Annotated in this window: 15 protein-coding genes; 8 read left to right on the forward strand and 7 right to left on the reverse strand. The window is 64.8% G+C overall.

Features of this window, described 5'->3' with window-relative positions:
* Window positions 1-12: 12 nt before the first annotated feature.
* Together PRtIB026_RS14695 and PRtIB026_RS14700 are read right to left on the reverse strand one after the other, a co-directional pair.
* Window positions 13-1,299 (reverse strand): sensor histidine kinase, encoded by a 1,287-nt coding sequence (locus tag PRtIB026_RS14695; protein WP_203646873.1) that lies wholly within the window; start codon window positions 1,297-1,299, stop codon window positions 13-15.
* Window positions 1,296-2,036: a response regulator gene (locus tag PRtIB026_RS14700; protein ID WP_050705623.1), complete on the reverse strand. Its 741-nt coding sequence runs from the start codon at window positions 2,034-2,036 to the stop codon at window positions 1,296-1,298. Before PRtIB026_RS14700 ends, PRtIB026_RS14695 begins: the two co-directional genes overlap by 4 nt.
* Window positions 2,037-2,255: 219 nt before the next feature.
* Here PRtIB026_RS14700 and PRtIB026_RS14705 point away from each other — a divergent pair, with 219 nt between their 5' ends.
* Together PRtIB026_RS14705 and PRtIB026_RS14710 are read left to right on the forward strand one after the other, a co-directional pair.
* Window positions 2,256-2,531, forward strand: a complete 276-nt coding sequence (locus PRtIB026_RS14705) for a DUF2790 domain-containing protein (protein ID WP_203646871.1) — start codon at window positions 2,256-2,258, stop codon at window positions 2,529-2,531.
* A 19-nt stretch (window positions 2,532-2,550) separates the two neighbouring features.
* A complete protein-coding gene (locus PRtIB026_RS14710) occupies window positions 2,551-3,066 on the forward strand; it encodes a thioredoxin family protein (protein ID WP_420713665.1) in 516 nt (171 codons plus the stop codon).
* A gap of 131 nt (window positions 3,067-3,197) precedes the next feature.
* Here PRtIB026_RS14710 and PRtIB026_RS14715 read toward each other — a convergent pair whose 3' ends face one another.
* From PRtIB026_RS14715 to xthA, 5 genes are all read right to left on the reverse strand, one after another.
* Window positions 3,198-4,205 (reverse strand): GlxA family transcriptional regulator, encoded by a 1,008-nt coding sequence (locus PRtIB026_RS14715; protein ID WP_203646867.1) that lies wholly within the window; start codon window positions 4,203-4,205, stop codon window positions 3,198-3,200.
* 128 nt (window positions 4,206-4,333) lie between these two features.
* A complete protein-coding gene (locus PRtIB026_RS14720) occupies window positions 4,334-6,778 on the reverse strand; it encodes a TonB-dependent siderophore receptor (RefSeq protein WP_050705626.1) in 2,445 nt (814 codons plus the stop codon).
* Window positions 6,779-7,008: 230 nt separating this feature from the next.
* Window positions 7,009-8,673: a cyclic peptide export ABC transporter gene (locus tag PRtIB026_RS14725; RefSeq protein ID WP_203646866.1), complete on the reverse strand. Its 1,665-nt coding sequence runs from the start codon at window positions 8,671-8,673 to the stop codon at window positions 7,009-7,011.
* 130 nt (window positions 8,674-8,803) lie between these two features.
* Complete coding sequence (locus PRtIB026_RS14730; protein ID WP_203646865.1) at window positions 8,804-9,682, reverse strand: formylglycine-generating enzyme family protein; 879 nt, start codon at window positions 9,680-9,682, stop codon at window positions 8,804-8,806.
* 420 nt (window positions 9,683-10,102) lie between these two features.
* Window positions 10,103-10,915, reverse strand: a complete 813-nt coding sequence (xthA, locus tag PRtIB026_RS14735; protein WP_232855224.1) for an exodeoxyribonuclease III — start codon at window positions 10,913-10,915, stop codon at window positions 10,103-10,105.
* A gap of 163 nt (window positions 10,916-11,078) precedes the next feature.
* Here xthA and PRtIB026_RS14740 point away from each other — a divergent pair, with 163 nt between their 5' ends.
* The 6 genes from PRtIB026_RS14740 (at window position 11,079) to PRtIB026_RS14765 (ending at window position 20,319) form a co-directional block, all read left to right on the forward strand.
* Window positions 11,079-11,729: a GNAT family N-acetyltransferase gene (locus PRtIB026_RS14740; protein WP_203646864.1), complete on the forward strand. Its 651-nt coding sequence runs from the start codon at window positions 11,079-11,081 to the stop codon at window positions 11,727-11,729.
* Window positions 11,730-11,782: 53 nt separating this feature from the next.
* Complete coding sequence (locus tag PRtIB026_RS14745) at window positions 11,783-13,525, forward strand: autotransporter assembly complex protein TamA (protein WP_267812314.1); 1,743 nt, start codon at window positions 11,783-11,785, stop codon at window positions 13,523-13,525.
* Entirely contained in the window at window positions 13,522-17,196 is a 3,675-nt protein-coding gene (locus tag PRtIB026_RS14750) for a translocation/assembly module TamB domain-containing protein (protein WP_420713578.1), read from the forward strand. Before PRtIB026_RS14745 ends, PRtIB026_RS14750 begins: the two co-directional genes overlap by 4 nt.
* Window positions 17,197-17,829: 633 nt before the next feature.
* Window positions 17,830-18,042 carry a hypothetical protein gene (locus tag PRtIB026_RS14755; RefSeq protein ID WP_203646863.1) on the forward strand — a complete coding sequence of 71 codons (213 nt, stop codon included), beginning with the start codon at window positions 17,830-17,832 and terminating at the stop codon, window positions 18,040-18,042.
* Window positions 18,043-18,094: 52 nt separating this feature from the next.
* A complete protein-coding gene (locus PRtIB026_RS14760) occupies window positions 18,095-19,393 on the forward strand; it encodes a phenylacetate--CoA ligase family protein (protein ID WP_203646861.1) in 1,299 nt (432 codons plus the stop codon).
* A 158-nt stretch (window positions 19,394-19,551) separates the two neighbouring features.
* Window positions 19,552-20,319: a class I SAM-dependent methyltransferase gene (locus PRtIB026_RS14765; RefSeq protein ID WP_267812321.1), complete on the forward strand. Its 768-nt coding sequence runs from the start codon at window positions 19,552-19,554 to the stop codon at window positions 20,317-20,319.
* Window positions 20,320-20,322 lie beyond the last annotated feature (3 nt).

The raw sequence follows: 20,322 nt of genomic DNA on the forward strand, positions 1-20,322 counted from the left end.
TAATGCTGGACCTCAGCGTAGCTCGACCTGCGCGCACAGTCCCCCTTCGGCACGGTTGCGCAGGGTCAGGCTGCCGCCCATGGCCTGGGTCAGTTGCTGGGCGATCGCCAGCCCCAGCCCGGTACCGCCGGTGCTGCGGTTGCGCGAACCCTCGACCCGGTAGAACGGCTTGAGCACGTCGTCGAGTTCCGCCTCGGGGATGCCCGGGCCATCGTCGAGCACGCGGATCAGGGTCACGCCGTTCTCGCAGCCCACCTCCAGCTGCGCGGCGCCGGAGAACTTGAGGGCATTGTCCACCAGGTTCACCAGCACCCGGCGCAAGGCATGGGGACGGGTTTGCAGGGTCGCCTGGGCGCTGCCGTGGCGGTCCACCCGGGCGCCGCTGTCCTGGTAGTCGAATACCAGGGAGTCGAGGAAGGCGTCGAGGTTGACCCGGCATGGCGCCTCGGTGCCGCTGTCCATGCTGCGGGCATAGGCCACGCCTTCGCGCACCAGGTGCTCCATGGCGTCCAGGTCGTGCGCCAGCTTGTCCTTCTCCTGGCCGTCGTCCATCTGCTCGACCCGCAGCTTCATGCGCGTGATCGGCGTCTGCAGGTCGTGGGAGATGGCGGCCAGCAGCTGCATGCGCTCCTTGAGGTAGGCGCCGATGCGCGCCTGCAGCGCATTGAAGGCCACGGCGGCGTAGCGCACCTCGCGCGGGCCGCTCTCGTCGAGCTGCGGGCCAGGGCTGTTCGGGTCGAGGTTGTCCACCGCCTGGACCAGGCGGGTCAGCGGGCCGATGGCCAGGCGCACGGCCAGCCAGGTGCAGGCCAGCAGCACCGCCAGCTGGATCAGCAGCACCACCGGCAGCCAGGTGGCCACCGGCACCGGGGCAGGGGTGACGTCGATGGTCAGCGGCGCGCCGTCGGCCAGGCGCAGGTGAGCCTGGAAGTGCGCGTTGGGGCCGGGAATTTCCCGGAAGGTCAGGGCGTAGCGGTCACCGATGGCCTTGACGATGGACTCGGCGGCCATGGGCGGGTCGGCGCTGGGCATGGCCTCGCCGGGCAGGCCGCCGTCCAGCCGGTAGCGGTAGGTGCGCCGTTCCAGGCGCGACAGCCAGGCCGGGCGCTCGGCGGCGGGCAGGCGGTCGAGGATGGCCACCGAGGTCGAGACATCCAGCTCCAGGTTGCTGAGCATCATCGAGCGGCTGCTGACGTACCGTTCGTAGGCCTGCAGGCTGAACGACAGGCCATAGGCCAGCACCAGCCCGGTGAAGAAGATCAGGGCCAGGCGCGAGGCCAGGGTGCGCGGCCATTTCATGCCGGCGACTCCAGCAACTGCACCGGTAGCGAGAACACGTAGCCTTCGCTGCGCACGGTCTTGATGCAGGTCGGCTCGCGGGCGTCGTCGCCCAGGCGCTGGCGCAGGCGGCTGACCAGCAGGTCGATGGAGCGGTCGAAGATGTCCGCCTCGCGGCCCTGGGTGAGGTTAAGCAGTTGCTCGCGGCTGAGCACCCGCTGCGGATGGTCGAGGAACACCCGCAGCAGGCGGTACTCGGCCCCCGACAGCGCCACCAGGGTACCTTCGTTGTCGAGCAGGTGGCGGGCGGTGGTGTCCAGCCGCCATGGGCCGAAGGCGATCAGCCGGCTGCTCTCGCTGATGGTCAGGTTCGGCGGCAGCATGCGCGTGCGGCGCAGCACGGCGTTGATCCGCGCCAGCAGCTCGCGGGCGGAGAACGGCTTGGTCAGGTAGTCGTCGGCGCCCATCTCCAGGCCGATGATGCGGTCGGTCTCGTCGTTGCGCGCGGTGAGCATCAGCACCGGCGTGTTGCGGTGCTTGCCGGCGCGCAGTTCGCGGCACAGCAGCAGACCGTCGTCGCCGGGCATCATGATGTCGAGGACGATCAGGTCGACGGCGTTGTTTTCCAGGAAGGCGCGCATCTGCCGGCCATCGGCGACGATGCTGGTGCGCAGGCCGTTCTTCTTCAGGTAGTTGCCGACCAGTTCGCGGATCTCGCGGTCGTCGTCGACGATCAGGATGTGATCGGCGTGTTCCATCGGGGTGTCCTTGTACGTGGGGAATGGGCGCAGTGTACCGAGTGGATCCGGGCTTGCCTGCCCGGGTTTGTATTGCAGTGTATCTGCTGGCGACACAGATACAGGAAGAAGCACGGCGGCCCCTGGCCGGACACATGCGCGATACCTGGCAGGCGTGAAATGGCTCTCGACCGGGGAGTAAAGCCTTCCCAAACCAGAATCCGCATAAGGAGACACGCCATGAACCTCAAGACCCTCGCCAGCGCCGCCCTGTTTGCCGTCCTCGGCCTCGGCGCCCTGACGGCCCAGGCCAGCAGCAGCTCGCTGAACGACGCCAGCGTGATGCAATACCGCTACGGCGACCGGCTGGATGTGAAGAAAGTGCTGTCGGTGAAGGATGAGCCAGGCACCACCTGCGGGCCGGTGAAGACTCGCATGGACTACCTCGACTCCCAGGGCAAGCCGCAGAGTGTCGAGTACCGCTCATACGCCACCAGTGGCTGCCATGACAACTGAGGCGCGCGGCAAGCGCTGCCTGCTCAAGGCCGGCGGCGTGGCCCTGGCCCTGCTCGGGCTGGGCCTGGCCGGCCACCTGCTGGCCAGGGACAGCTACGGCCCCATGCCGTCGCTGGCGGGGGCCGAGCAGTGGCTCAACTCGCCGCCGCTGGATGGCACCGCGCTCAAGGGCAAGGTGGTGCTGGTGGACTTCTGGACCTACGACTGCATCAACTGTCGGCGCAGCCTGCCCCATGTCAATGATTGGGCGCGGCGCTACGGCGAGCAGGGGCTGGTGGTGGTCGGGGTGCATACGCCGGAGTACGACTACGAGCACGACCTGGACAATGTCCGGGCCCATGTGCAGCAACTGGGCATCGCCTACCCGGTGGCGGTGGACAATGGCTACCGGATCTGGAACGCCTGGGGCAACCAGTTCTGGCCGGCGCATTACTTTGTCGATCGCAAGGGGCAGGTGCGCCATGTGCACTTTGGCGAGGGGGATTATGCGGGGCAGGAGCGGGTGATTCGCGAATTGCTGAATGAGCGGGGGTAGAGCGACCTTGTGTTGTTAAAGGGTTACGCAGCAGCTCCAGGATCTGTGATTGCGGGTGAGTCGCCGGGGTCGCGTTGCGACCCTTTCGCGGCGCAAGGCCGCTCCTACAGTTGCGATAGGGCGCAGCAGGGTCATTCCCCTAGCCGCTGCTCGCGTGACGGCGGATAGCCGAAATACGCCGCATAGCACTTGCTGAAGTGCGAGACCGAGACGAACCCGCAGGCCACCGCCACCTCCATCACCGACAGATCCGAATACTGCAGCAGGCGCCGGCTCTTGGTGATGCGCAGTTCCATGTAGTAGCGCCGGGGCGAGGTGCCCAGCTGGGCCTGGAACAGGCGGTCGATCTGCCGCCGGGAACGCCCGGAGTAGGTGGCCAGCTGGTCGAGGCTCAGGGTCTCCTCGAGGTTGTTCTCCATCAGCTCGACGATGGTGCGCAGGTGCAGGCTCATGGACTTCTTCGCCCCCGGTCCGACCTGGCGATACCGCGCCCCCGAGAACGACAGGATCTCCTCGACGCCTTCGGCCAGGGCATCGCCGTACAGCCGCCGCACCAGCCCGAGCATCAGCTCCATGGCGCCGTTGGGGCTGGCGGCGCTCAGGCGGTCGCGGTCGAGGGTGAAGCTGGCCGGGGTGATGCGTGTCTGCGGGCTGATCTCGGCCAGGCTGGCGCGCTGCTCGGGGTGCACGCTGCAACCATAGTCGTCGAGCACCCCGGCGCGGCCGAGGAACCAGGCGCCGTTCCACAGCCCGCCGAGGGTCATGCCGTGGCTGGCGCAATCGCCCAGCAGGCGGTCGAGGTCGGGGTATTTCAAGGGTGTGCGCAGGCCGCCGCAGATCACCAGCAGGTCGAGGTCCTGCAGGCTGCGCGGCGCCAGCGGACTGGCCACCAGTTCCAGGCCCAGGTCGCTGAGCACGCGATCGCCCGCCAGGGACAGCGGGGTGGAGGTGAAGCTGTCGGTGCGCAGCAGGTTGGCGGTGACCAGCACGTCCATCGCCACGGTGAAACTGGCCATGGAGAAATGCTCGAGCAGGACGAAGTCGACGCGGTAGGGGCGCTGGTTGCCGGCATCGCCGGACTTGAGTCGCAGCATGTTGCTGGTGCTGGTCTTCTTGCTGAACTGGCGTGGCGTGGGCACTGCGGACTCCGCTTCCTGGCTGGCGCGCACGAGTGTGCGGCGGGACGCGGGGAAAGACAACAGCGGCGCTCGCTGGCGCTGAAAGCACAGCGCCCCCTCGAGAGGGGGCGCCGGTCATGCAACTGGGCTTAGAAGTCGCCGCGCAGGGTGAACATGTAGCTGCGCGGGGTGCCGTAGGTGGTGCCGCGGGTCCAGTAGCCCATGGAGTCGAAGTACTTGCGGTCGAACAGGTTCTCGACGTCGACGCCGACGGTCCAGTGCTCGTCGAGCTTGTAGGCGGCGCGGGCGTCGAAGATCGCACGGCCGCTGTTGTACGCCTCGTTGTAGGCATCGACGTAGGAGTTCTGCGCCGAGACGCCACCGCCGACGCTCAGGCGGTTCCATTCACCCGGGAAGGTGTAGTTGGTGTTCACGCGCACCATGTGTTTCGGGGTCTGTGCCGAGATCGGGCCGCCCTCGGACGAACTGGTGGTGTTGTAGGTATAGCCGGCCGCGACCTGCAGGCCCGGCAGCAGTTCGCCGGTGGCCTCGGCTTCGAAGCCCTTGCTGCGGTTGATGCCATCGCCGTTGGTCCAGCAGCGGCCGGCCGGGTCGGTTGGGCACTTGCCGCGGTTGGCCGTATCCTGCAGGGCTACGTCTTCCTGCTCGATGTAGAACACGGCGAAGGACACGTTCAGGCGTTTGTCGAACAGCTCACCCTTGATACCGGTCTCGTAGTTCGAGCCGACGGATGGATCCAGCACGCTGCCGCTGACGGTGCGGTAGTTGGACTGCGGCAGGAAGATGTCGGCGTAGCTGGCGTACCACGACCACTGGTCGTTCAGGTCGTAGATCGCACCGACGAAGGGCGTGAACTCTTCATCCTGGCGACTGGTAGTTACCTTTGGGCCGTTCCAGGCTTCGTTCTTGTACCAGCTCAGGCGGCCACCGAGGACGAAACTCAGGTCTTCGGTCGCGTGCAGGCGGGCGCTCAGGTAAGTGCCGTAGCGGGTGTCGATGGTGTCGTCCATGGACTTCCAGCCGTTACGCTGCAGCTCGGGGATATTGCTGTGGTCGGGATCAAACACATTGAGCGGGATAGGGCTCGGTAGCGCGATGGTGTTGTCCTTGTCGTTCATCTTGCGCTTGGACCAGTTGGCGCCGAGGGTCAACTGGTGGGTCAGGCCGAAGGCCTCGAAGGTGCCGTCCAGGTGGCCGTCGACGGCATTGGAGGTCACATCGAACTTGTGATAGCTGACGGTGTTGACCGTCGGACCGCCGGGAGCGTTGTACTCCAGGGTTTCCCGCGCGCCCCACTCGATGGCGCTGCGGTTGTAGCCACCCTCGGAATGGGACAGCGCCAGCTTGGCGGTCCAGTTGTCGTTGAAACGGTGGGTGAGGTCGGCAAACACCTCGTCCATGTCGGTCTGCAGCTTGGTCCAGTCCTGGCCCAGGTAGGTCGAGCGCTTCAGGTGCGGGTTGCTGCCATCGGGGTTGTTGGGGATGCCCAGCACGCTGTAGCCGTCGATGCGCGAGGTCTGGCGGCGCAGGCCCAGGGCGACGGTGGTGGCGTCGTTCAGGTCGGCCTCGACGATCCCGTACAGCAGTGGCCGCTTGGACTTGGTGACGTCGGTGAAGTAGCCGCGGTCCTCATAGGAGGCGACCATGCGCCCGCGCAGGGTGCCCTGGGGGTTGAGGCGGCCACTGGCATCCAGGTCCAGGCGATAGTTGTCCCAGGAACCGGCGCGGGTGATCACGGTGAAGCGCGGGTCGGCGGTCGGGCGCTTGCGCACCAGGTTCACCGCGCCGCCCGGGTTACCGGCGCCGACCAGCAGGCCGGAAGCACCGCGCAGCACTTCGACGCGGTCGAAGATCGCCATGTCCGGGGTCATCCAGCCGGTGTAGGCGTAGGCCTGCCCGGGCACGCCGTCGACCATGTAGCTTTCGTCGGTGAGGTCGAAGCCACGGGAGCTGAAGTGGTGGTTGCCGTAGCCGCGGTTGGCGCGGGTGATACCGGTGGTCTGGGCCATCACCTGGTCCAGCGAGACCAGGTTCTTGTCGTCCATCAGCTTGCGGGTGACCACGGTCACCGACTGCGGGGTTTCACGCAGCGATTGCGCGGTCTTGCCGATGGTCACCGCACCGGTGGTGTAGGAGTTGCTGCCCTCGGTGGTGGCGCCGAGCACCTGGCCGTTGATGGTGGTGGCGTCCAGGGTCATGGCCGAACCGGACTCTGCCGCACCGCTGATGATCAGGGTGTTGTCCTGCACGCTGTAGCGAATCCCGCTGTTCCTGAGCAGCTCCCCAGCTGCCTGGGTTGGCGAGAAGCGGCCCTTGACCGGGCTGCTGCGCAGGCCCTGGACGGTTTCCGGGCTGAACAGCACCTGCAGGTTGCCCTGGCGACCCAGCTCTTGCAGGGCGCTGGCCAGCGACTGGGCCGGGATGTCGAAGTCCTGCTCCTGGGCCTGCACCTGGGCGGCCAGCGGCAGGGACAGGGCGAGGCCGAGGGTTGCCATGGCCGGCGAGGAGCGCAGCATCCGGCGCAGCATCAGCGCTTTGCTCAAAGGGGTCAGGGTGTTGGCTGGTATTGGCATTTTTATGCTCTGGCTCAAGGTACGCAAAGTAAATGAAAATTATTCCGTTGCGAGTAGGACGCATGCGAATGCCAAAACCGGAAAAATAATTATTGCGGTTGGTAGAGGCGTGACCTGCGACTTCCCTGTAGGCAGGGTTGATTCAGCGTGCGGCAATAGGGGAACGAGCGGTGCGGCGGGGAATTTAAGCGGCGCGGGCGGTGACAGGGCCACCGCCCGTGGGGGAGGGGTCAGGCGGGCAGGGCCGGTTCCTGGTTGCGTTCGACCAGGATCTTGCCGCTGTGCATGCGCACCAGCTGGTCGGCCACCGGGAAGTAGCGGTCGTCGTGGGAGATGACGATGATGGTCTTGCCCTGCTGCTTCAGCTCCGGCAGCAGCTCGGTGTAGAACACCCGGCGGAAGGCCGGGTCCTGGTCGGCGGCCCACTCGTCGAACACCAGCACCGGACGCTGGTCGAGCCAGGCGTTGATCAGCGCCAGGCGCTTGCGCTGGCCGGTGGACAGGTCGGTGGTGGTGAAGCTGCCGTCGCGGATCCCGACCTTGTGGGCGATGTCCAGGCGTTCGAGGTACTTGGCGGCCTCCGGCGGCAGCTCGGCGAGGCCCGGCAGCGGTTCGTCGAACAGGTAATAGTCGGCGAAGATGGTGGTGAACAGCTGGCGGTAGTCGTCCAGGCGCTGCGGGGTAACTGTCTCGCCGTTGAGGCGGACCTCGCCCTGTTGCGGGGTGTACAGGCCCAGCAGCAGCTTGATCAGGGTGGTCTTGCCGCAGCCGTTCTCGCCGACGATGAAGACGATGTCGCCCTGGCGGATGGTCAGGTCCACCGGGCCCAGGTGGAACGGCTGGCTGCCTTCGACCTGAGGGTAGTCATAGCGCAGCTGGCGCAGTTCGATGGAGGCGACCTCTGTCACCTGTGGCGCGCGGTCGCTGACCAGCAGGTGCGGTTCGGGCGAGGAGAAACGCTGGGACAGTTCGGCGATCCGGCGCAGGGCGATCTGTGCCCGGCTGATGCTCGGCAGGTTGGTGATCAGCTGTTCCAGCGGCCCCTTCATGTACAGCATCACCAGCACGAAACCACCCAGCACGGTCTTGTCGGTGCTCGGCCACAGGGCCTGGAAGGCGATGGCGATGCCGATCACCGCGAAGAACAGCATCGAGCCGAAGGTCTCGGCGCTGACGAAGATGTTCGCCGCGCGGATGTTGGCCTTGCAGATGCGTTCGGTGGCGCCGTGGATCAACTGGTCGTGCATATGCTGGCGGCGCTGGCGCTGGATGCGCAGCTCCTTGGCGCCGCCGGAAAGGGCCTGGTAGTGCTTCTGCAGCTCGTCCTCGTTGTTGCGCGCGGTAAGGATGTTCTTCATGCCGTGGCGATGGGCGAGGAACTGCGCGCCGGTGCCGACCACCACGGTCAGCACGGTGACCAGCAGGATCTGCCAGGACAGCAGCGCCAGGTAGGACAGGCAGCCGAGGGTGACGGTGAAGGCGATGACCATCGGCGCCACTGACAGGGCGAAGGCGCTGATGGTGCTGACGTCATTGAGCAGCACCGGGATCAGGCGGTGGGCGCGGTAGCGCTCCAGTTGTGCGATCGGCGCCACCAGCACCTTGGCGGCCAGTTCGCGGCGCAGGCGCGCCACCACCTTCTGCCCGACGTAGTTGGTCAGCAGGTTCGAGCCGGTGGAGCAGGCCAGGGTCAGCAGGCACAGGCCACCGAACAGCAGGGCGGTGCGGGTGTCCGGCCCGCCCACGGCGTTCATCGCGCTGTTGATGGTGGCCAGCAGGGCGGTGACGCTCAGGCCGCTGACCACGCCGAGGGCCGCCGAAAGCGCGACCAGCATCCAGAACGGCTTGAGTATCCGCAGGGTTTCCTGGGCGAGGCTGGGGGTCTTGGACGTCATGGAGTCATCTCGTGAGTATTCGTTGGCGCAGGGCGGCGGACCAGGCCCTGATCTTGGTAGACGAGAGGGTTTTGCGCGGATTTAGTGGCGAGGCGGATCCGGCGCCAGGGGCGCCGGAAGTGGGGAGGGCTTAGAGTTCGCGGGCGACGCGGAAGCCGATCCAGTCGCCGCGCAGGGTGGAGCTGCGTTCGTTGCGATTGCCCGAGCGGGAGAAGATCGGCGCCTCGGTGTAGTCGTTGCCGCGGATCACCCGGCGGTCCTCGCATTCGCTGCTGTTGGTCTGCGGGCTGCCATCGGTGGGGGCGGTGGCGTAGCTGTCGACGTAGCAGTCGCGGGTCCACTCGTAGACATTGCCGTGGCCGTCGTAGACACCGAAGGCGTTGGGCGGGAAGCTGCCGACGGGCGAGGTGAAGGAGAAGCCGTCCGTGGGGCCGTAGGTGTTGGCGTGCTTGGAGATCTGGTACTTCTGCTCGTCGTTGTCATCGAGCGGGAAGGGGAACGGCCCGGTGCTGCCGCCGCGCACGGCGTATTCGCGCTGGGATTCGCTGAGCACCTTGTAGACCTTGCCGGTCTTCTTCGACAGCCACGAGGCGTAGGCCTCGGCCTCGTGGAAGTTCAGGCACACGGCGGGTTGGCGGTCACCCTGCTGGTAGCGCGGCACGCCCGCGATGCATTCGCGGCCCGGGCGGGTGTCGCCGTTGGGGACCTTGTAACCGCTGGCCTTGAGGTAGGCTTTCCATTCGCCGTTGGTGATCTGGTATTGGCTGACGGCAAAGGCCTTCTTGAAGGTCACCTGGTGCAGCGGGCCTTCGTCGTCCTGGCGGCCTTTCTCGTCATTCGGGGTACCCATCATGAAGCTGCCAGCGGGCAGCACCACCATTTCCGGGCAGGTCTTGGCGCAGTCGCGGAACACCGTGCCGGGTTTGTGCGCGGGCGCCGCGGCCAGGGCCGGCAGGCTGCAGGCGACCAGCAGGGCGGCCAGGGTGAGGCGGTTCAGGGGTGCGGTCATGGGGAAGCCTTGTTCAGGGTTGCTGGGCAGACAGCGGGAGTTCGTGCTGATGAACGAAATGAACGAGGCGATGTTTAAGGGTGGGTTGTAACAAGTGTTTGGCGGGAGAGGTGTGGCGCCTATCAGATCGAGCGCCGCCCGCGCGGCGCATCGCGGCGCAAGGCCGCTCCTACATCTGTTTCGGGCCAGTTATGCCTGAGAGTGAGGCGGCGCCCGCCTTGGTGCATGCCTTGAGGCAGGTGAAGCGGCAGCGGTGCCCACGCTGGAACCGCGTCGGACCAACAAGGCGGACCAGGTAATGGCACAGGATTGACTGGCCCGAAACAGATGTAGGAGCGGCCTTGCGCCGCGATGCGCCGCGCGGGCGGCGCTCGATCTCGAGAGCGCTGCAAGGCTACAGTCAAGCGCTAGCGCCTCAACTCAACCCAACTCAAGCCAGATCGGCGCATGGTCCGAAGGCTTCTCCATCCCCCGCAGCTCATAGTCGACCCCGGCGGCCTTGACCCGTGGCAGCAAGCCCTGGGAGGCCATGATCAGGTCGATGCGCAGGCCGCGCTTGGGCTCGTCCTCGAAGCCGCGGCTGCGGTAGTCGAACCAGCTGAAGCGGTCGGCCACCTCCGGGTGCAGGTGACGGAAGCTGTCGACCAGGCCCCAGCCCTTGAGCCGCTCCATCCACTCGCGCTCCTCGGGCAGGAAGCTGCACTTGCCGGTCTTCAGCCAGCGCTTGGCGTTGTCCGCGCCGATGCCGATGTCGCAGTCCTGGGGCGAGATGTTCAGGTCACCCATCACCACGACGGGCTGGTCATTCTTGAACTGCCCTTCGAGCAGGGCCTGCAGGTCGCTGTAGAAGCGCTGCTTGGCCGGGAACTTGGTGGGGTGGTCGCGGCTCTCCCCCTGGGGGAAGTAACCGTTCATCACGGTGATCGGCGTGCCGTCGGCATCTGCGAAGGTGCCCCAGATGAAACGACGCTGGGCGTCCTCTTCATCGCTGGCAAAGCCTTTGAACAACGACAGCGGCGCCTGGCGCGAGAGCAGGGCGACCCCGTAGTGGCCCTTCTGGCCGTGGTAGTGCACGTGGTAGCCGAGCGCCTCGACGTCGGCCAACGGGAACTGATCGTCGCTGACCTTGGTTTCCTGCAGGCCGATCACGTCCGGCTGGTGTTTGTCGATCAGCGCCGCCAGCTGGTGCGGACGGGCGCGCAGGCCATTGATGTTGAACGAGACGATCTTCATGGAAAGATGATCCTGGTAAAAGCCACGGATGCTAGCCGACATCGCCGGCCACGGCCAGCATGGCGCCGCGCGGCGGGCACTGCTAACGTGCTGGAGGAGGTGAACCCAGCGCCGGAATCTGGCTCCAAGGCACTGTAAGCCCATTCCAGGAGGACTGCCCGCAATGCCCGACGTCATCGCCGCCCCGGCCCGCACCTGTCTGCTCGACGCCGGCTACGCCCGTGAGGCGCGTTCGCTGCTTTACCATGCCTATCGCCACGAGCCGACCTTCGCCTGGCTGTTCGAGGGCCAGCGCCCCGGCTACGAGCGTCGCCTGCGGGTGATGGTGCGCGAATGGGTGCGCCAGCACTTCTATCTGCAGTTGCCGGCGATCGGCCTGCTGCTGGAGGACCGCCTGGTCGGCCTGGCGCTGATCGTGCCGCCGCAGCGGCGCCTGGGCGTGGCCGACAGCTGGGCCTGGCGCCTGCGCATGATCCTCGGCACCGGCCTGCGCTGTACCCGGCGCTACCTGGACTACCAGGCCGCGCTGGCCGGCTGCCTGCCGGGCGACAATGTCCACGTCCTGCCGCTGCTGGGCGTGCACCCGCAGTTCCAGGGCCAGCACTATGGGGAGCAACTGCTGCAGGCCGTGCACGACTGGTGCGCGGAGGACGCCAACACCGAGGGCGTGGTGCTGGATACCGGCAATGCGCACTACCTGGCGTTCTACCAACGCCAGGGTTATGAAGAAATCGGCGAGATCGCGGTGGGACCGATCAGGGAGCGGGTGTTCTTCCACCCCAATCCCCGTTCATCCAGGGTGGCGAACCTGTGACAGGCGTTTGCCGACAGCCCTCTTGACCCCTTTGCTCTGGTAGCATGCCGCGCATGACGTATTCAGGAAGACTTGGCTGGGGCCTGCTGTTGCTGGCCGCCAGCTCCATGGCATGGGCGCAGAGCGAATTGCTGGTGCGGGTCAAACCCGCCAACAAGGCGCTCAAGTCCAATATCGAAGGGTATATCGGCAGCCTGGGCGATCGCGACGAAGAAGCCCTGCTGCGCTTCAGCCGGGGCGCTGAGGAGCAGACGCGCAAGGCGGCCCAGGCCCTGGGCTACTACCAGGCGCGGGTCGAGACCGAGGTCAAGGCACCGGGGGACAACGACAAACCCGCGCAGCTGATCATCCGGGTCGAGCCCGGCGAGCCGGTGCGCCTGCGCAACGTGACCGTGCGCATCGATGGGCCGGCCAGCGAGCTCAAGGCCTTCCGCATCCCCGACAGCAAGGCGCTGCGCCCGGGCGAGCAACTCAACCACGGCACCTACGAGGATGCCAAGCGGCTGATCCAGAACCAGGCGTCGCGCTACGGCTTCTTCGCCGGCCGTTTCGAGCGCCAGCGCCTGGCGGTGGACCCGCAGGCCGGCGTGGCCGACATCGAGCTGGTCTACCAGAGCGGACCACGCTACCGCCTGGGCGCGGTGACCTTCGGCGGCGACGCGCCGCTGGACAACGACCTGCTGCAGCGCATGGTGTCGTTCAAGCCCGGCACCCCCTACGACTCTGAACTGATCGCCGAACTCAACAACGACCTGCAATCGAGCGGCTACTTCGACAGCGTGCGGGTGGACGCCGCACCCACCGCCGCGGTGGGCGAGGACATCCCGGTGGATGTGCGCCTCGATACCCGCAAGCCGCGCACCCTGGGCCTGGGCCTGGGCTTTTCCACCGACGTCGGGCCGCGCGGCAAGGCCAACTGGACCCGCCACTGGGTCAACCCGCAAGGGCACAGCTATGGTTGGGAAACCGAGCTGTCGGCGCCCCGGCAGAACGTCGGGCTGTGGTACGACATCCCGCTGGACCCGCCGCTCACCGACAAGCTGCGCTTCGCTGGCGGCTACCAGAACGAGGAGATCTCCGGCACCGACACCCTGAGCAAGCTGCTCACCGTTGGCCCCGAGTGGCACAGCAAGCTGCCCAGCGGCTGGCAACGGGTGATCTCGCTCAAGTACCAGCGCGAGGAATATCGGCTGGGTGACGACTCGGGGCTGAGCAACCTGCTGATGCCGGGCGTCAGCTTTTCGTACCTGCGCAGCGACAACCGCATCGACCCGCATAACGGCTACCGCCTGCAGTTCGACCTGCAGGCGGCCAAGGAAGGCCTGGGCTCGGACACCAACCTGATCCACGGCAACGTGCTGCTCAAGGGCCTGACCACCCTGGGCCAGAACCATCGCTTCCTCGGTCGCGTGCAGTTCGGCGGCAGCGCCACCAACGGCTACCAGCAGAACATCCCGCCGTCGCTGCGCTTCTTCGCCGGTGGCGACCAGAGCGTGCGCGGCTACGACTACCAGTCGCTGTCGCCAAAGAACAACCAGGGCGACCGCATCGGCGGCCGCTACCTGGTGGCCGGCAGCGCCGAGTACCAGTACTCGATCGCGGAAAAATGGCGCCTGGCGACCTTCGTCGACCAGGGCAACTCGTTCAATTCGCTGGAGCTCCCCAGCCTCAAGACCGGTGTCGGCATCGGTGTGCGCTGGGTGTCGCCGGTCGGGCCGCTGCGCCTTGACCTGGCCCGCGCGCTGGATGATGACGGTGGTTTTCGCTTGCACTTCTCCATGGGGCCCGAGCTGTGATGCGTGTGTTCAAACCGATCCTGCTGGTGCTGGCGGGCCTGCTGGTGCTGATCGTCCTGGCGCTGGGGCTGGTGCTCGGCACCCAGGCGGGCAGCCGCTGGGCGCTGGCGCGGGTGCCGGGGCTCGAGGTCAGCGATTTTACCGGGCGCCTTGGCGGCAGCTGGCAGGCCAGCCTGCTGCGCTGGTCCGCCGGCGACGATCGGGTCGAGCTGCTGACGCCACAATTGGCCTGGTCGCCGGCCTGTCTGCTGCGTGCCACCCTGTGCGTCGAGCGCCTGCAGGCCGAGCGCATCGACATGGCCTTCGCGCCGGGAGAGGACAACCCCAACAGCGGCCCGCTGCAATTGCCGGCACTGAACCTGCCGCTGGCCATCGAACTGGGCGAGGTCAAGGTGGGCCAGTTGCGCCTGGATGGCAGCGAACTGCTGGGCGACCTGAGCCTGGCCGCGCACTGGACCGCCAGCGGGCTGCGGGTGGACAGCCTGCGACTGCGCCGAGACGATCTGCACCTGGATGTCCAAGGCGACCTGACGCCCCAGGGTGACTGGCCGCTGCAGCTGCAGGGCACGCTGCAACTGCCGACAGTGGATGGCAAGCCGTGGCAGTTGGCATTGAACGCCAAGGGCGAGCTGCAGCAGACCCTCGTCATCGAGGCCACCAGCAGCGGTTACCTGGATGCCCGGTTGAACGGTGAATTGCAGGCCCTGGCCGAGCACCTGCCGGCCCGCCTGAGCATCCGCTCGGAGGCCTTCAAGCCCGCCGGCGAGTTGCCCGACACCCTGCAGTTGAACCAGCTCAAGCTCGATGCCCAGGGCGACCTGCTCAACGGTTACCAACTCTCAGGTTCGGCCACCTTGCCCGCCGAGCAAGGGCCGGTGGGCCTGGTGCTGGCCGGCAAGGTGGACGCCAAGGGCGCCCGGGTCGATGCGCTGGACCTCAACGCCAGCGACACGCAGCGGCTCAAGCTGCAGGCCAGCGCCGACTGGCAGCAGGGCCTGAGCGCCGACGCCAGCCTCGACTGGCTGGACTTCCCCTGGTTGCGCCTGTATCCGCTGGAGCAGGCGCCCCAGGTCACCCTCAAGCGCTTCAACGCCCAGGTGCAGTACCGCGACGGCAACTACAAGGGCGCGTTCAACGGCGACCTGGACGGCCCGGCGGGCGCTTTCAGCCTGGCCAGCCCGTTCGAGGGCGACCTGGGCCAGGTACGCCTGCCACAGCTGCTGCTCAGCGCGGGGCAGGGCAAGGCCGCGGGCAGTGTCGCCTTGCGTTTTGCCGACACCCTGGCCTGGGATGTCGACCTGCAATTGTCGGCGCTGGACCCGGCCTATTGGCTGGCGGAGCTGCCGGGCACCCTGGCCGGGCCGCTGCGCAGCCAGGGCGAGCTCAAGCACGAGCAGTTGGCGCTCAAGGCGCAGCTGGACCTCAAGGGTCGCCTGCGCGGCCAGTCGGCGCTGGTCAAGGTCGACGCCGAGGGCGCTGGCGAGCGCTGGACCCTGGGCAGCCTGGCGGTGCAACTGGGTGACAACCGCATCAGCGGCAGCGCCAGCCTGCAGCAGCGCCTGGCCGGGCGTATCGACCTCGACCTGCCGCGCCTGGGCCAGCTCTGGCCGCAACTGCAAGGGCAGGCCAAGGGCCGCCTGGACCTGGCCGGTACCCTGGCCGCGCCCCAGGGCACCCTGGCCCTGCAGGGCCAGCAACTGGGCCAGGCCGACAACCGCGTGCAGCGCCTGGACCTCGACGCGCGACTGGACAGCGCCCAGCGCGGCCAGCTGACGCTCAAGGCCGGCGGGATCCGCCTGGGGGACACCGCCCTGGGCAGCCTCGATGTGCAAGGCAAGGGCGATATCCGCCAGCAGGCCGCGACGCTGGCCCTCGACGGCCCGCAACTCAAGCTCGACCTGGCGCTGGATGGCGCCTTGAGCAAGGGCGACTGGCGTGGCCGCCTGGCCAACGGGCGCATCCAGGCCGGCGGCCAGGATTGGCAGTTGCAGGCACCGGCGCGCCTGCAACGCCTGGCCAGCGGCCAGCTCGACTTCGGTGCCCACTGCTGGCGCTCCGGCCAGGCCAGCCTGTGCGGCGAGGACCAGCGCCTGGCGCCGGAGCCGCGCCTGCGCTACCACCTCAAGCAGTTCCCGCTGGACAGCCTGGCGCAGTGGCTGCCCAAGGACTTCGCCTGGCACGGCCTGCTCAACGCCGACATCAACCTCGACATCCCGTCCAGTGGCCCCAAGGGCAGCATTCGCATCGATGCCGGCGGCGGTACCCTGCGGGTGCGCGACAAGGACCGCTGGATCGACTTCCCCTACCAGGTGTTGCGCCTGGACAGCACCCTGGCGCCACGCCGGGTCGACACCCGCGTGGATTTCCGTGGCGAGCGCCTGGGCGAGCTGAACCTGAATGCCCGCATCGACCCGCTGGGCCGCAACAAGCCGCTTTCCGGCGACTTCCGCCTGGCCGGGCTCGATCTGTCGGTCATCCGCCCGTTCCTGCCGATGGTCGAGCGCCTGGCCGGCCAGCTCAATGGCAGCGGGCGCCTGTCGGGCAGCCTGCTGGCGCCCCAGGTCAATGGCAACCTGGCCTTGAGCGGCGGCGAAGTCAGCGGCGCGGAACTGCCGGTCAGCCTCGAGGACCTGTCGCTGCAGGCACTGATCGCCGGCGAGCAGGTGCAGTTGAACGGCAACTGGCGCAGCGGCGCCGCCGGCCGTGGGCAACTGGCCGGTCACCTGACCTGGGGGCAGGCGCTGGGCATGGACCTGCGCCTGCAGGGCCAGCAACTGCCGGTCAGCATCGAACCGTACGCGGCGCTGGAAGTGGCGCCCGACCTGACCATCCGCCTGCTGGACGACCGCCTGGCGGTGACCGGCAAGGTGCTGGTGCCCAAGGGCAAGATCACCGTGCGCGAGTTGCCGCCGTCGACGGTCAAGGTCTCCGACGACACGGTGATCGTCGGCCACCAGACCGAGCAGGGCAAGCCGCCGATGGCGGTGGCCATGGACATCGATGTCGAGGTCGGCAGCGAGAAACTGTCGTTCAAGGGCTTCGGCCTTACCGCCAACCTGCTGGGGCATGTGCATATCGGCGACAACCTCGATACCCGCGGCGAACTGAGCCTGGCCGACGGGCGCTATCGGCAGTATGGGCAGAACCTGACCATCCGCCGCGCGCGCCTGTTGTTCGCCGGGCCCATCGACCAGCCGTACCTGGATATCGAGGCCATCCGCAAGGTCGATGACGTGATTGCCGGCATCCGCCTGAGCGGCAGCGCCGAACAGCCGACCACCAAGGTGTTCTCGGAGCCGGCGATGAGCCAGGAGCAGGCATTGTCCTACCTGGTGCTGGGCCGGCCGCTGAACAGCTCCGGCGAGGACAACAACATGCTTGCCGAGGCGGCGCTGGGCCTGGGCCTGATGGGCAGCGCCGGCCTGACCGGCGGCCTGGCCTCGAACCTGGGCATCGACGACTTCCAGCTCGACACCCAGGGCACGGGCAACAAGACCAGCGTGGTGGCCAGCGGCAATCTCACCGAGCGGCTTAGCCTGCGCTATGGCGTCGGTGTGTTCGAGCCGGCCAACACCATCGCCTTGCGCTACAAGCTCAGTAAGAAAGTCTACCTCGAGGCCGCCAGCGGCCTGGCCAGCTCGCTGGATATCTTCTACAAGCGCGATTTCTGAGTCTGGCGCCTCCTGCGTGCCGCCGGCCATTTCAGCAAAGGCCATCTGATCTGTGCTGAAATGGCCCTACGTTTACCCCCCCCAACAAACCTTGGCCATGAGTCAGATGAGCTTTTCCGAGCGGGAGTGCAAGCGCCAGTACGGCCAAGGCTTGGCCAGGAGCGCGGCGCAGCTGACCATGCTGTTCGCGCCGTCGAATCTGTAGAAGCGGTGCCGACCATACTCGGACACAGCTGCGCAGGGGGCGCGCAGCGAGAGAGCGACGGAGTTGAGTTCTTCTCTCGACTTTCATTGGAACCTGAGGCGCTGACCCCGGTGAGTCAAGACACCATTTATTGCAGAGCGCTGAGTGACATGTTCGGAGCGTTCCTGAATAGATGGAGCCTGTGAGGCTTATATATATTTTATTGTGTTGGTGGGGCGAGCTAGAAGTTTACCGGGTGCGGTGTAGAAAAAGAGAGGGATGTGTTTGCGGCTGTAAAGGCTGTGTGTCTTCTTGTTGATTATATCTTTGGGTGTTGCTCTTAATGATTGGTGAGTTTTGCTTGACAGGGTAAAGCTGCACAGCTAAACCGATAGGGGCGCCTTGGAGGTCTAGGCGTCAACTAAAATGTTTTGTTATAGGAGAGTGAGATGAACGATAAAATTAGCAATAAGCTGGTAAGTGAATTCTCTCAGAAGGCGGGCGTCAGTGAAGCGGATGTCGCTAAAGTATTTAAAGCGCTTGGCTTGGAGGCAGTGTTAAGCAACGTCGAAGACGCTGCAGGCGTTGAGAAAATTGGAGCGCTGAGCGCCGGGGATCTAAAGCTAGGGGTGCGGCTCGGTAGGTCTTCAGTGTCAGTGTGACTTTTAGTGGTGAGCGTGTTTTCTGTTTACGCTGAGAACTAATGGGGGCGCTGTGAGTACAGGTCAGTTATTACAGCAGTGCCTTAGATTGTTTCCGAGGGTTAAGGTTGATGTTGCGATTGAGTCCTGGCTGTTTGCTGTAGGTTTACTAGAGCATCATTATGCGCAGCTGCACCGGAGTAAAAGGTGTTGGTCATGGCGCTATATTGACGAATTACTAGCCGATCGCAACGCATTTTTTTTTAACAACATGCCACCGCATGGGGCTGAGACGGCTCCGGTTACCACCAAGGACGACCTAAGACTGCGTCTTGAACAATGGATTAATAGAGCGGTTATATCTGAGCCACTTTGGGTTAAGATGACCTCTGGGACAACGGGGCCTCCCACATCTGTCGTGCAGACGGCTGATTTTCAGTTTGATAATTTGTTTTTAAGGCCGCTGCGTGCACTTGAGGCTATAGGTTTGAGTGCAGAGCCAGAGTGCGTGATATTAGCGCTGACCGATAATCCAGACTGCGAAGACGTAATGTGGCCGAATCCCTGGGGAGGCGCTGTTATCCAGATTTGCATAAATGAGCTTGTTCAAGCCGATATTGAAAAATTGTGGGGAATCATCGACATAGTTCGACCAAAGCTTATAACGACTAAGCCAAGCCTGTTAAGTGCTTTGGCAGCTTTGGACGGTTTCGGTTTCAGTGGTCTCCCTGGCGCGGCAGTCTTGGTGAGTGGGGCAAATTTTACGTCTGCACAGAGACTGCACTACCGAGCTCTGCTTGGCGTTCCTATCGTTGAAGCCTATGGTTTGACAGAGGTCGGGCTCATGGCGGTTAGTTGCAGTTGTGGGTGCGGTTTGAAGGTGGATCAAGATGTACTAGTTGAGGTTCTTGATTCCGACGGTGTTCCGGTGGCGCCTGGTGAGATTGGCCAACTTGTTATCACGTCGTTGCGGAATAGGGCGCTACCACTGATTCGTTATGCTACGGGTGATTTGGCGCGCCTTGGGCTCAATAATGCGCAGTGCGATTCAGGTGATGCTGTTCATATCCTGGAGCTGGCAGGTCGTGAATTAAGGCCTTTTCGTAGTGTAGAGGGTAGGCCAATTTCTGCAGCAAGATTTCATGCGCTGTTTACGGCATTTCCTATTCTTGAATTTCAATTGACCCAGAAAAGCATTGACTGCTGGCAGTTGGATGTTGAAGTGGCGGACGGGGCAGTAATTGATGCGCAGGCTATGCGGTTGTGGGTAGAGCAGCGCGTTGGAACACCTCTTAATATTTTGGTCAGATTTTGCATCGTCGATACCAAAAAAGGTAAATTTCAACGCTATCAGTGTCTTGTGACTCAGTAGCGTATCAGTTTAAGCAGCCTGGCACAGGCCGGGTACGGCTGTGGATGTGTAGTCTATATTGATGATGGGCAGCCTTTGAATTTGTTGTCGAGGGGGCTGAGCATGCGCCATCTGACAAGTGGTTTTTGTTGAGTTCTTGTGATGAGTGGAGTGACCTTATGTCAGTGGATTTTGGCAAGACGGCCTTTGACTACCGCAAGCACCGCTCAGGTTTTCCTTCAGAGTTTTTCTGGAGTTTAAATCGCTGCGGCGTAGGGCTCAGGGGGCAAAGGATTCTCGACCTTGGTACAGGTACTGGCACACTGGCTCGAGGATTTGCTCTGCAAGGTGCGAGTGTCTGCGCGATAGACATCGCATTACCATTGATAGAACAAGCCAAGCATATTGACCGCGAAAATGGAGTGTTCATTGATTACATGCAAGTGCCGGCCGAGCAACTGCCTTATGAATCGGGGTCGTTTGATGTCGTCACCGCAGGCCAGTGCTGGCACTGGTTTGATCGTGCGCGTGCTGCAGCTGAGGCATTTCGCGTTTTACACGAGGGCGGCATGCTTGTCATCTCCCACTTTGACTGGCTTCCGATCAAGAATACGGTCGTTGCGGAAACCGAAAAACTGATACTCCAGTACAATCCGCGTTGGGCGATGGCTGGGACTACAGGGATGTACCCTCAATGGTGTGAAGATCTTACCTTGGCGGGTTTTGAAGAAATTAGAACCCAAAGTTTTGACACCAAGGTTGAATACACCCACGAGCGATGGCGCGGTCGAATTCGGGCGAGTGCAGGCGTTGCGGCGAGCCTGCCCGCCGAAGAGGTAAGCGACTTTGACGATGCCCTCGCAAAGATGCTGAAAATGCGCTTTTCAGAGCAGCCTATGCAACTGCTGCACCGCGTGTGGACGTTAATTTGCCATAAACCGTACTGAGGC

It is taken from the genome of Pseudomonas sp. RtIB026 (assembly GCF_016861355.2).
GTDB lineage: Bacteria > Pseudomonadota > Gammaproteobacteria > Pseudomonadales > Pseudomonadaceae > Aquipseudomonas > Aquipseudomonas peradeniyensis.